This is a genomic window from Neobacillus sp. NPDC058068 (genome assembly GCF_042885335.1).
Classification (GTDB): Bacteria; Bacillota; Bacilli; order Bacillales; family Cytobacillaceae; genus Neobacillus.
The window spans coordinates 1-12106 of sequence record NZ_JBHVSI010000009.1 but is presented as its reverse complement, the minus strand read 5'-3'; the positions used below and the strand labels follow the sequence as shown (position 1 = coordinate 12106).

Annotated in this window: 12 protein-coding genes, 4 tRNA genes, 2 rRNA genes and 1 riboswitch; of the genes, 3 read left to right on the top strand and 15 right to left on the bottom strand. The window is 41.5% G+C overall.

Annotation, left to right across the window (positions count from 1 at the left end; translation table 11 throughout):
* Positions 1-5 precede the first annotated feature (5 nt).
* The 3 genes from ACFVSW_RS11920 to ACFVSW_RS11910 all read right to left on the bottom strand — a co-directional run bounded on the left by ACFVSW_RS11920 (position 6) and on the right by ACFVSW_RS11910 (position 1819).
* On the bottom strand, positions 6-992 hold the full coding sequence (locus tag ACFVSW_RS11920; protein WP_387316089.1) for an ABC transporter ATP-binding protein: 987 nt from the start codon (positions 990-992) through the stop codon (positions 6-8).
* Between the two features lie 107 nt (positions 993-1099).
* Positions 1100-1528, bottom strand: coding sequence for a MarR family winged helix-turn-helix transcriptional regulator (locus ACFVSW_RS11915; protein ID WP_387316086.1), 429 nt, complete (start codon positions 1526-1528; stop codon positions 1100-1102).
* 39 nt (positions 1529-1567) lie between these two features.
* On the bottom strand, positions 1568-1819 hold the full coding sequence (locus ACFVSW_RS11910) for a hypothetical protein (RefSeq protein WP_387316084.1): 252 nt from the start codon (positions 1817-1819) through the stop codon (positions 1568-1570).
* A gap of 309 nt (positions 1820-2128) precedes the next feature.
* On the opposite strand from ACFVSW_RS11910, the gene ACFVSW_RS11905 reads away from it, so the two are divergent.
* Complete coding sequence (locus tag ACFVSW_RS11905) at positions 2129-2572, top strand: carboxymuconolactone decarboxylase family protein (RefSeq protein ID WP_387316082.1); 444 nt, start codon at positions 2129-2131, stop codon at positions 2570-2572.
* A gap of 673 nt (positions 2573-3245) precedes the next feature.
* Positions 3246-4370 (top strand): alpha-helical endospore appendage domain-containing protein, encoded by a 1125-nt coding sequence (locus ACFVSW_RS11900; RefSeq protein WP_387316081.1) that lies wholly within the window; start codon positions 3246-3248, stop codon positions 4368-4370.
* Positions 4371-5006: 636 nt separating this feature from the next.
* Here ACFVSW_RS11900 and ACFVSW_RS11895 read toward each other — a convergent pair.
* The 5 genes from ACFVSW_RS11895 to ACFVSW_RS11875 form a co-directional block, all read right to left on the bottom strand.
* Complete coding sequence (locus ACFVSW_RS11895) at positions 5007-5267, bottom strand: hypothetical protein (protein WP_387316079.1); 261 nt, start codon at positions 5265-5267, stop codon at positions 5007-5009.
* A 469-nt stretch (positions 5268-5736) separates the two neighbouring features.
* The gene (locus ACFVSW_RS11890; RefSeq protein ID WP_387316076.1) at positions 5737-6693 is read right to left on the bottom strand and encodes an ATP-grasp domain-containing protein; all 957 of its coding nucleotides are present in this window, start codon (positions 6691-6693) and stop codon (positions 5737-5739) included.
* Between the two features lie 15 nt (positions 6694-6708).
* The gene (locus ACFVSW_RS11885; RefSeq protein WP_387316074.1) at positions 6709-7758 is read right to left on the bottom strand and encodes an LLM class flavin-dependent oxidoreductase; all 1050 of its coding nucleotides are present in this window, start codon (positions 7756-7758) and stop codon (positions 6709-6711) included.
* A 108-nt stretch (positions 7759-7866) separates the two neighbouring features.
* A riboswitch (SAM riboswitch) is annotated at positions 7867-7970 on the bottom strand.
* Between the two features lie 634 nt (positions 7971-8604).
* Complete coding sequence (locus ACFVSW_RS11880; protein ID WP_387316072.1) at positions 8605-9849, bottom strand: serine hydrolase domain-containing protein; 1245 nt, start codon at positions 9847-9849, stop codon at positions 8605-8607.
* 52 nt (positions 9850-9901) lie between these two features.
* Positions 9902-10045, bottom strand: a complete 144-nt coding sequence (locus ACFVSW_RS11875; protein WP_387316070.1) for a hypothetical protein — start codon at positions 10043-10045, stop codon at positions 9902-9904.
* 283 nt (positions 10046-10328) lie between these two features.
* On the opposite strand from ACFVSW_RS11875, the gene ACFVSW_RS11870 reads away from it, so the two are divergent.
* Positions 10329-10604 (top strand): hypothetical protein, encoded by a 276-nt coding sequence (locus tag ACFVSW_RS11870; protein WP_387316068.1) that lies wholly within the window; start codon positions 10329-10331, stop codon positions 10602-10604.
* A gap of 72 nt (positions 10605-10676) precedes the next feature.
* Here the strand turns inward: ACFVSW_RS11870 and ACFVSW_RS11865 are convergent, their stop codons facing one another.
* The 7 genes from ACFVSW_RS11865 to ACFVSW_RS11835 form a co-directional block, all read right to left on the bottom strand.
* Complete coding sequence (locus ACFVSW_RS11865; RefSeq protein ID WP_387316066.1) at positions 10677-10862, bottom strand: hypothetical protein; 186 nt, start codon at positions 10860-10862, stop codon at positions 10677-10679.
* Positions 10863-11203: 341 nt separating this feature from the next.
* Positions 11204-11277 (bottom strand) — tRNA-Met (locus ACFVSW_RS11860).
* Positions 11278-11313: 36 nt separating this feature from the next.
* A tRNA-Ser gene (locus ACFVSW_RS11855) sits at positions 11314-11406 on the bottom strand.
* A gap of 28 nt (positions 11407-11434) precedes the next feature.
* A tRNA-Met gene (locus ACFVSW_RS11850) sits at positions 11435-11511 on the bottom strand.
* A gap of 18 nt (positions 11512-11529) precedes the next feature.
* Positions 11530-11605, bottom strand: a tRNA-Val gene (locus ACFVSW_RS11845).
* Between the two features lie 13 nt (positions 11606-11618).
* Positions 11619-11735: ribosomal RNA gene (gene rrf / locus ACFVSW_RS11840) — 5S ribosomal RNA — on the bottom strand.
* 74 nt (positions 11736-11809) lie between these two features.
* Positions 11810-12106 (bottom strand): 23S ribosomal RNA (locus tag ACFVSW_RS11835); the annotation flags it as partial.

The following is a 12106-nucleotide window of genomic DNA, read 5'->3' as shown; positions in this document are numbered from 1 at the left end:
CAATCTTATGATCCTGCCGCCAATTTCAATTGATCCACACTTTGCATATTCTGTTTCGAGTAGAGATCTTTATAATAACCGTTTCGGTTTAACAGGCTTTGGTGGTTGCCGCTTTCAACAATTTCTCCATTTTTCACGACAAAAATCGTGTCAGCATTCAAAATCGTAGAAAGTCGGTGTGCGATCATTATGATGGTTTTATCACTATCAAATTGATTGATCGATTCTTGGACCAATTTCTCACTTTCATTATCGAGTGCGCTGGTTGCTTCGTCTAAAATAATTAAAGACGGATCCTTCAAAAATACACGGGAAAGGGCGATACGCTGCTTTTGGCCACCTGAAAGCTTGATCCCCCTCTCGCCTATTTCTGTATCATAGCTAGTAGGTAACGCTGAAATAAAATCATGGGCGAATGCCTTTTTGGCAGCTGAAATCATTTCCTCGTCCGTCGCATCAAGCTTTGCCATTTTAATATTATCTTTAATCGAAGTGCTATATAAGAAATTATCCTGCGTCACTATCCCCATATGTTCTCTGAGACTTGCTAATGAGTAATCTCTGATATTCACACCATCAATTAACACTTCACCATTTGTCACATCATACATTCTTAGCAAAAGCTGGAGGATGGTGCTCTTTCCGCCACCGCTCTCGCCGACAAACGCATACGTTTTCCCTTTTTCTAGGGTTAAAGAAACGTCGTTAATAATCTTGTTTTTTCCATCGTAAGAAAAAGACACGTTATTTAACTTAATCGAATGAGTGAAATTCTTTAAGTCTACAGGGTTCGTTTTTTCTTTAATCGTGGATGGGGTACGGAAGAAGTCAAAAATCCTTTGCAAGGCAACACTCCCTTCCGTTATAGCAGGAAATGCATTGACTAAAGCTGCCACAGGACTTCGCATTTTATCCACATACGCAAAAAATGCGATTAAACTGCCAATTGTTAAACTGCCATCTATGACAAAAAGACTCGCTATGATCGCCACAATAAAAGGGGTCATATCATATTGGCGAGTTTTCTTTGTTATTGAAATCCGAAACTTCTTAAACTAAAGCGCCTATAGTTAAAGAAAGGCATGTTTTATTTCAAACGTTAACTTGTAGCATTATCAATCAATTGTTTAAGTACTTTGACAGTTATTTCATATTCCTCGTTTGTAATACCCTGAAACAATTGCATTCTTGTTTTTTGTTGAGTGGAAAGGATTTCGGTAAAAGCTACCTTTCCTTCCTCTGTCATTTGAATCAAAGTCGTACCTGATTCTGAATTCTTCAATTGGTTCATCCAATTTTTTAAAGTAAAATTATTGAGAATCTCACTGAGATAGGATTCATCAACAAAATTACGAAGTAGATCAAATATAGCCTCTTTTGTAATTTCATCTTTTTCATAAACTGTATTTAACACCTGCCAGTGAAGGCGTGTCAAGTTATACTGCTCCAAATTTTTGTTGACCTTAGCTGAAATTGATTTATCTGCTTCTTTTAACCAATAACCAATAGGCTTTTCTCCTTTACTCATAGATATACCCCCAAAATGCACCATATTTAACAACCCTTTTCATTCTACTTTCTTGGTGTAAATTTTAATGGTATTTACCCCTTTTAACATCAGTCTTGAGGTTGATTGTTCATTGGGTTTAGGATTGATTAATTGTATTCCTTCTTCAACTGCCATGTTACTTGAATAAGGAAAAAGGCGATCCTTTAATTTTGAAGAATCGCCCCCGTTCAATAAGGATAATGAAATAGAATTCTCAAAACAGCCCATAGAAGTAACCCTGCAATAATAACTAGAACTCGAATTACCCAATTCTTCACTCCATAAATCCTCCTGATAATTGATAAGATATTTTTAATATCCTCCCACCCTTGTAACAATTATTTGTCTACCTGATATTACTCCTTTAAGGGCTTTGGAAAAGACCTTTTTTATATCTTCTCATCGTCAACCAACCTGCCCCATTAGTTCAACAATGTACAGTTTTCTTTATTACATATAATCTTCGTACTGCGAAGAAAATACACTAAATTTCTCTTGATTACAAATGTCTAAAAAAGTTCTATTAATGTACGTCCATTAGTATAATAAAATTATCTTAACGCAAAGGGGTTGTTCCTTATGAGTCTACGCATCTCCAACATTGAAATTGCACCAGATGCAATGAAGATTATGTTAGATATGGAGAAGTACACTAAAAAATCTTCAATTAATCAAACTACTAGAGAGTTGATCAAAATTAGGGCTTCTCAAATTAACGGTTGTGCCAACTGCATCAATATGCATACATCCGATGCTCGTAAGTTGGGGGAAACTGAACAAAGAATTTATTGTTTAAATGCCTGGGAAGAATGCGATTTTTATTCACCTGAAGAAAAAGTTGCTTTAGAACTTACTGAGCATATTACCTTGATACCAACAAAACGAGTTCCTGATGACTTACACAACCGTGTCCGAGAACATTATGATGAGAAACAATATGTTGATCTAGTTCTTATTATTAATCAAATAAACAGTTGGAATAGGATCTCTATTGCTGTGGGTCAAACACCAACAAAGATTTAATTTTCTTAACTTAACGAACATCCTATGGTGTTCTTTTTTTATTTATTTTGTTGTAAAATTTTTACCAAAATGAGTTTTCTAACTTTTGTATTATTCATTCTAAAAATAGTGAAAATTAATATCAGAGCAAGGCAAAATACATTTTAGTAAACACCCTCCCTGAAAATGCCTTGCTACATAATTTTATAAAATAGCTAATATTCAAGATTAATAACTCCAATGGCATAGTATGGGTCAACAGCGACACTTATATTCAACTAATCTGCCCTTTAGTTGAAGAAGAAAAGGGCTTTACTCTTTTTTAAGCTAAAGAACGCCGTTAGTTTAATAAAAAAAAGCCGCCAATTATAACAGCCTAATCCTAAAGGAAAAAACGCCTTATGTTTAATAACTTTCAATTTGTTCAAAAAGAACAGCTGCTTATGAAGACAACTGTTCTTTTACGTAGGATCATGGCAAAGCCCCCGTTCTTTAAGTGAAAACCTTCACAATATTGAACAAATAAAAATCTCCGTTTTCTCATAGGGAATTTTTTGCTTTTATCCTGTAAATGAATACTTCTCCACCCTTACAATATTGTCCCTTAAACATGGACAAGCGTACTGTCCACATGATATTTCATTGAGTAAATTATAAAGAACCTATTAAAAATCTTTAAGGAGTTGAAATAATATTGTCTAATCCAAACATTCCGAATATAACGCCTACCATTTCGCTTAGCATTGCCCAAACTGTTCCATTACTTTTAAGCTCAATTGCCCTTGAGGAGTTAGCTCTCGCTCACCTATTAAACTCAGAAGCAGAGAAACTTCAATTAGTTCTTGGCACATTAACCCCTACAAGGACCACATTTTCTCCTGCCACTGTTTCGTTGTCCAACCTTCTTGCTGTTGATGCAAGTGTTCAAAGAACCCTTCGTGACGTCATCAAGAAGGAAATGCTGCTGGAGTTCAAATTTGAAAATGTGCTCGATCTCATTCCATTTGCAGTACCGCCGTTTTCGCCAGTAACATTCACATTTGCTTTTACAGGAGCACTTCAATCTGTTGTTGTTCCGTCAGGTGCTACTTCTGCTAGAATACTTGCTATCGGTGCGGCAGGTGGTGGTGCAACTCCGGCTACACGCGGTAACGGGGCTTCTATAATGGGGGATTTCCTCGTAACTCCAGGTAATACACTATCCGTACTAGTAGGAGGCATGGGAACTATAGGTACTAGTACAGGCGGTGGTGGCGGCGGTTCCTTTGTAGGTACGGGAACTGGCTTTACAGCTTTTTCTCCTGGGACGTTGCTGGTCGCTGCTGGAGGCGGCGGTGGTGCCGGTGCTACTACTGGTGGAGTAAATGCAAATGCAACCTCACCAAACGGTACAAACGGCAATACGGGTGGCGCGGGAGGAATTGCAGGAAATGGAGGTGCTGCCGGTACTCCTCCGGGTGCCAGTGGCGGCGGTGGCGGTGCTGGTGTTAACGCTGCTCCGGCCGGAAATGGCGGATCTGCTAACGGAACCCCAGGTGGCGGCGGAGGAATGTCTATTACTACCGGCACACCTCCTGCAGCAGGCGGCGCTGGAGGCACTCAAGGCGGCAATACCGGCGGGAACGGAGGTTTCGGCGGCGGCGGCGGCGGCGGAGCTACATCTGGCGGCGGCGGCGGCGGCGGTTTTAGCGGCGGCGGCGGCGGCGGCAGCACTGGCGGCGGCGGCGGTGGCGGCGGTTCATTTAACGGCGGCACGAACCAGGTTAATACTGCTAATGTCGGCACAGGTAATGGATCCGTTGTCATTACTTTTTCTTAGAATCTAGTTAATCAGATTTAACGTTTATCAAGGTGTTAATATTTTTAGTGGAGGATATTGGAATCAAAATTAGTATTAAAGAAGAGCGCAATGAAGTGGTAAACCATTTTGAATCCAATTTTGTCATTAATTAATATTTCAGAATAGAACAGAACTAAATCATCATTATCCCCAAGAATCCTTGGGGATTTTGGTTTGTCTCTTAAAGAATGCGGTCCTATTATCTAAAGCCATCTGGCTAACTTGTAACTTTATTTAAACCTAAAGTAGAAAATTTTTAGTACCAGAAAAAGGGCCTTTACTGTATTTTGCAATTTGAAAAGGAAGTCGTTCTCCCCTATCATCTTTAATCCAACCACACTCAATCGTACCTAATGGGATTCTCTAAAAAGTGTATAAATTTATCAATTTATTCACCTTCATATATTCGACCTTTGCTTAAAATTCTATTTAAATTACTCGAATCCCTTCTTCAAAAATCATGCTTCGTTAGCACAATAACAAAAATCGCTGATCGTTGTTTAAGCAGTACACACTTTCCTTTTAAATAAAAAATTTATGCGGTAGTGCGATATTGCAAAGCAGGAACGGTATAAACTTCAAACATAAAAAAAGAGGAGAGTATTTCTCTCCTTGTTACTGAGGTTCATGTCCATTAATAGGCGAACCAGTTGAAGTGTGTTCATTTACCCAATCAAGAGATACCTTCGAAACGGCTGACCAATTAGGGATTTGGTTGCTATGTTGCTCTACCCAACTCATACAATATTGTGGATCTATGCTCTTTTCTAGGCATTGTGCTAAGAAAGACTGAATGTTTTCCTCAGTACAGTTTTCCCATGAATCACACGTTTCAGCCCAAATACGTTCCATTTCCTGTTTAATATCGTTTACCATATTTAATTCCTCCTTGATTAAATCTACAAAATAAGTTTGTCCAAGGAGAAGAAATATATTTACAGAAGAGGTTCGATGTAGACCGAAACAGTTCGATTAGCAGAGTAATGTAGCCTGAACCTTTAGCACAATAAAAAGGTCACTAAAATTGCAGCTAGTTCTTCAACTCTTGCTACCCGGTAGTTTAATAAAGGAAAATGATGTACCATACCCCTTACAATGGTTAATAAAAGGATAAATTCCCTTTCTTTATTTAACCGAGTTATTTGGAAAGAAATTGTTTTCCAGAATTATCAAATCGAAAAAAATGACCGCCTATTAGACGATCATTCTCCTTTTAGATTTAATTCAGAAAAATGTATAAACTAACATTATGGGGTTTTCTTCTTCTTTAATTAAATCAAGAAGACTTTCAATATCCCTTTCATTATCAGGTAATTCCAAGGTAATTTTCGTTACTTCTCAAAATTTAAGCCGTTGCTGTTGTTACGTATTTTTCTTCTAATGTCTTCTTTAATATTAAAGCTACTTCGAGCATTCCGTATTTTCCAGCTTCTGCTTCTGCATCAGAATTATAGTTCGTGTTTGTATTAATATCGTAAGTAAAAATTTCACCTTCAGAATTTTTGATGAACTCGATTCCAGCAACTTGAATTTTATTACCAGCTAGAACATTTTTATATTTTTCTAAAATTTCGTCCTCAAAACCGTCAATGATTTGAAACTTAGGCTTCTCTTCTACTTTTTCTCCTACCGGGCAGAATAAATCGCCAATTTGGCATGCGTCCGCTGGGCAAAGTTCAAATCCTTCCGAAGTATCAACCTTAACGGCATAAACAAAGTTCCCTCCTACAAACTCACAACGGGTTATGTAGCTTTCAGGAGATTGAATGTATTCTTGAATAAGGGTAATTCCATCGACCGGTTCTTCGAAAGTGGGTCCTTCCACATAAGCTTTTAGAGCTTCTATACTATGGAATAATTGAACACCTAAGCCTTTACCGGCACGGTTATGCTTCGTAATAAAGGACTGTCCTTCAAATGCTTCGGCTGCCTTTAAAATGTTTTGTTTTCCAACCGCTGCAATCGTTTTTGGAGTCTTAACACCATACTTGTTTAACTCTAAATATTGTAGAACCTTACTGACCTCTAGCTTTAGAGCACTCGTTCCATTTAACACCGTACGTCCATGTGCTTCAAGCCAAGCCAATACTTGCCCGGAAAATTCAGCTGCAAAACGATGATCACGTGTATGAGAAGATGCACTCATTCGGCTATAGAAGATTCCTTCTGGTGGCTCTTTTGATAAATCTAGCGTTCCTTCGTCCAAATGCCATTCTTCATAAGGAACACCAAGTTCCGCTAACCTTTTTGTTAAATGGACTGTCCACTCACTATTTTCATGTATCACATATACCTTGCTCATCATTATGTCTCCTCTCTAGTTCTTTATTAAACTACGTTTTTGTTCAACTAATGGCATAACCTGCTTTGCAAAGCGTTCCATTTCCTCTAATTGAGGTGAAAATTGCAATAACAATAAGTCTAAGCCAGCTTCTTCATATTGTAAAATTCGATCTGCAATTTGCTCAGGTGTTCCTACTAAGTTCGGTCGTAGGCCACGATTGGATACAGAGTAATCCTGTAATTGGATTTGTTGCTCTAATTGCGATTTAGTAGTGAAATCTTTAAAGCCAGCATATCCGCTAGTGTCTTTCACAGTCGTGATTTTTGCAAGCTCAGCCAGAGCCTCTTCTTCTGTATCACGGCAAATAACATAAGCAGCCATACCAAATGAACTAAATGGCCCACTGCCAGTTTGTTCGCGGCGTGCCCTCATATCGGTGATTTTTCCATCAATCTCTTCAACTGTACCACCGTGCATAACATAAGCATCACATTTTTCTGCTATGGTTTGCTTACCTTTTTCACTTTCACCGCCTGCATAAAGAATCGGGTTTGGTCCTTGAACAGGTTTCGGTGCAAGCTTCGCATCCTTTAATTCGTAAAATTGACCAGAATAATTGAAGGTTTCTTCTGTCCATAAACCTTTTAGTACATCAATAAACTCTTCGGTACGAGCGTAACGCTCATCATGTTCTGTAAAAATTCCTCCATATTGACGTGCTTCTTCTGCCCACCAAGCAGAAACAATGTTTAGAGTAAAACGCCCATTACTGATTTGATCAATATTTGCTGCCATTTTGGCCGCTACAGCAGGATTATGAAAACCAGGGCGAATCGCAGTCATAATTTCAATTTTTTCCGTCACTGCTGCAAGGGCTGCTGCTGTAGACCAAGCTTCAAGAGAGTCATGCTCCGGTCCTTTAATATCATTTAAATATAATTCAGCTATTAAGGTAGTCGAGTATCCCCATTTTTCAGCAGATTGTATTATTTTCTTTGCATAATCAAAGGTAGGCGGCATATTTTCATTCTCCACATTACGTAACCAGCCTCCAAAAATCGGTAACCAAAAACCATATTTCATTTGTATTCTCTCCTCTACTATTCTAAATTTATAGTTTTCCTATTGTTTAAGTTGGATTAATGTATAAATTAAAAACTCCCTTCCTAAGAAGAGAGTTTTATTACCCTCTTCTCATCTTTCAAGCGATGTGCTTGATGGAATTGGCACAGTATTCATAAGAACCTGCTGCCGAGGCTTCAAAGGGCCAGTCCCTCCACCTCTCTGGATAAGAAGAAAAATCTACATTCAATTTTTTAATTAACTAAAGTGATAATAGTTTAAATTTATCAAATTGTCAATCGAATACTTCTAAACTCTAAATAACAACTTATTAACGGTAAAGGAAATTTTATCATCCAATCAGTTTCAGTCTGAAGTTAACTCTACAGGAGGATTATGATACATCCAGGGAAAATTATTACTGAAACATATTAAAAATAAGGCTTCTGATAGTTCAGTAGTCTTTTTTTTCTATCTCATAAACAAGCCCTTTTTTAACTAAACTAACCGTTAGTTCAATAACTTCAACAAAAAAGGCGTTAATCCTTCCTGGAATAACGCATCCTTAAGTCGAGCATTTTTATCAATTTATTTTTTCAATTTAAAAAGGGGTAGTACCAGCGAAGCTGACACCACCCGCAATGTAGATGTAATTAAATGGGGAATTATTTATTGATGACCTCGTTATATCCCTGCTGGGCATCGGTGATTGCAAGCATTGAATAGACCTCCAAGGACTTGCGGCCATGCCCCTGCCCGCTTCCACTCCGTCCAACCAACTCCTCGCCACGTCATGGTTCTGCCCCAATAAGGTCGATGAAATTCACCGGCCTTTTTTTAAACGAACGAAGAACCGCCGGCTCGGTGTCAGTCTTCGATTGCCTGGTAGACCATGGTCCAGAAGTCGTGGATAAGCTGCGTTGAATCCGGAGTAGACGCCCCGACCTGGGTGAGCAGGATTCCGATGAGCTGTTTGTCCGGGTCAGCGTACGTCGCGGTGCCGCTTCCGCCGTCCCAGCCGAACTGGCCGATGGACGCGTAGTCACCACGGTAGGTGCGCACCGCCATCCCGAAGCCCCAGCCGCCGTGCTGCCCTTGGCCGAATGACACATGGACGTTGTCGCGGGCCATGGCGTTTCGGGCGGCTTGTTGCTCGGGTGTGAGGCTGTTGGTGGTCATCAGCTGGACGGCGGGCCGGGATAGGATCCGTTCGGTCCCGTGCATCCCGTGATTCAGCAGCATCCGGAAGTAGGCGTGGTAGTCGTCGACGGTGGAAACCAGTCCGCCGCCACCGCCCTGGAACGCTGGAGGCTGGCTGTGGCGTCCCCCCTTGGCCTCGTCCCACACTATGAACTCTCCGGTCTGCGGGTCAGGGGCGTAGAGGGTTGGCAGTCGGTCGATCTTGTCGGCGGGCACGTGGAAACCGGTGTCCTTCATGCCCAGGGGGTCGAAGATGCGTTCCCGCAGGAACGTCTCAAACGACTGGCCCGTGACCCTGGCGACAAGCACGCCGAGTAGATCGTTGCTAATGTGGTACTGCCAGCGCTCTCCGGGATGGTGCATCAGCGGAAGCGCGCCAAGGCGGCGCATCCACTCATCCGGCTCGGGCACCGGCTCCGGTAGATTGGGCGTGAGCCCCTCCGCGAAGATCGCGTTCATGATTGGAGTGCCCAGCGACGTCATATCCATGCCGAGCCCGAACGTGGAGGTCAGTAGGTCCCGTACGGTGATCGGCCGCCGCGCCGGCACGGTATCGTCCAGCGGGCCGTCGATCCGCTTCAGCACCCGCCGGTCGGCGAGTTCCGGCAGCCACTGCTCTACCAGGTCATCCAGCCGCAGTCTGCACTCGTCGAGCAGGACCATCGCCGCCACGATCGTAACCGGCTTGGACGTCGAGGCCATCCGGAAAATCGAGTCCCGGCGCATCGGCGCACCACCGTCATGGCGCATCGTCCCGATCGCTTCGACGTGCGTCTCATCGTACCGGCTGACCAGGGCGACGAGCCCAGGAATCTTCCCGGATTCGACATGCCGTGCCAGCACGTCGCGCATTCTGCGTAGCCCAGTTTCGGAGAAGCCGCTGTTGCTTTGTACCGTTGTAATCTTTTTCATTTGTTTTTCCCTCTCTATACTTTTTTATCAGCCCTATGGATATGTCCTGCGCTTAGAGCCAATTGGTCATCGGACGTTTATTCTCCGTTTCATCAAATTCAAAGTCACCATTATTCCGTAAGTAATCTTCTTTGACAACCGTTGTCTTGCCCGCCCCATTGGAGCCGAGCAGGGCCAAGGTACTGCACTTATCCATTTAAGCTCCCACCTTCATATTACCTAATTATGTATATTCTGTAAGTGAATACATATTCCTTCTTCGACTATCCGGCCAGTTAGCACAAAAAGAAAAAGAGATGCTGTAAACAGCCCTCATCTTTAACTCTTGAACCTCGTTAATGTAGTTACTCCACAAACGATGCTAACACCTTCCCAACATCTAATTTTCACTCCTTTATTATCAATTGCTATAACTCCTCAATAATTATTTGCTTACCACAATGGTAATTGGTATAATTTACTAGAAAAAGGGGTGTTTTATGAAAACGCTTAGTAAACTATCCATTGTATTTGCTGTAATTGGTTTACTGGTCCTTGGTTCCTCTTATATTTATTCAAACTATATCGAACCTCTAATGCTAACGGGATTTGTTGTATTGTTTATTGGGTTGATGTTAAGCTTTAGTGCAATGTTCAAAAGAGAACAAGGGAAAATGAAGCTTTTAGCTGTTGCAGCATTTTTCTTGTTTGGCTTTATTATTTCTTGGAATGGCCCCTTCCAAATTTTAAGATTATTAACTTGGATTAAAAATTAATTAAATCACCACAGCATGTACTTCCTATATTAATAGATGAAAAAAACCGCCTAACAACGGTTTCATAGTCTTTCATTTATTCTTTATTTCGAAAACAAACGGGAACGCCCTTACTTTTCCATTTTGTTTAAACTCAGCCCAGATTTTGTAGATACCAGGCTTATCGAACGATGTTTCAAAAGTAGGCTTATTTTCATTTGATGGATGAACATGAAGAAACTCCTTACCATATTCGTTAAGAATCACGACGTGTCCCATAGCTCCTAAATATGGAGTCAAATTCGTTTGATCTAAGTCGAAGGATAATGTTACCGGTTCGCCCGCCTTAAATGAACTGACGTTTACGGTTACCGTTTCTCCATCAACCGTTTTGGCAATAATTATTAGGAAGTATTGCTCAGAGTAGGATAGCGTATTATTGGTAGATAAAAATACGATTAGAATTATTGGAGGGAAGATTCAAAAATCCTTTTTTCTAACACAGGTATTTACGAGAAGTTTCGTTTACAAATGATAGGACAATATTAAAAAAAATCCCTTCTGTCTACACAGAAGGGATTTTTTTGGTAAATAGGAACTAAAGTTCATATTTTTGTATATTGCGGGGACAGGATTTGAACCTGCGACCTTCGGGTTATGAGCCCGACGAGCTACCAGACTGCTCCACCCCGCGACGATAAAAAATAAATAGGAAATAGTAAATAAAATATGGAGGAGGAAGAGGGATTCGAACCCCCGCGCGGTATGACCCGCCTGTCGGTTTTCAAGACCGATCCCTTCAGCCAGACTTGGGTATTCCTCCATTATAAAAAACAATCACTAAAATCATTTGGTAGCGGCGAAGGGAGTCGAACCCCCGACCTTTCGGGTATGAACCGAACGCTCTAGCCAGCTGAGCTACACCGCCAAATATGTAATTCAATTATGGTGGAGGATGACGGGATCGAACCGCCGACCCTCTGCTTGTAAGGCAGATGCTCTCCCAGCTGAGCTAATCCTCCATTTATGTATACAGCCTGGCAGCGTCCTACTCTCACAGGGGCGCCTGCCCCAACTACCATCGGCGCTGAGAAGCTTAACTTCCGTGTTCGGTATGGGAACGGGTGTGACCTTCTCGCCATTACTGCCAGACTATATTTACTTGAGGTTTCATTCCCTCAAAACTAGATAATGCAGAAGAAGTTTTTGTAAAAACGAATAATCATTTGGTTAAGTCCTCGAACGATTAGTATCAGTCAGCTCCACACGTCGCCGCGCTTCCACCTCTGACCTATCAACCTGATCATCTTTCAGGGTTCTTACTAGCTTGACGCTATGGGAAATCTCATCTTGAGGGGGGCTTCATGCTTAGATGCTTTCAGCACTTATCCCGTCCGCACATAGCTACCCAGCGATGCCTTTGGCAAGACAACTGGTACACCAGCGGTGCGTCCATCCCGGTCCTCTCGTACTAAGGACAGCTCCTCTCAAATTTCCTGCGCCCACGACGGATAGGGACCGAA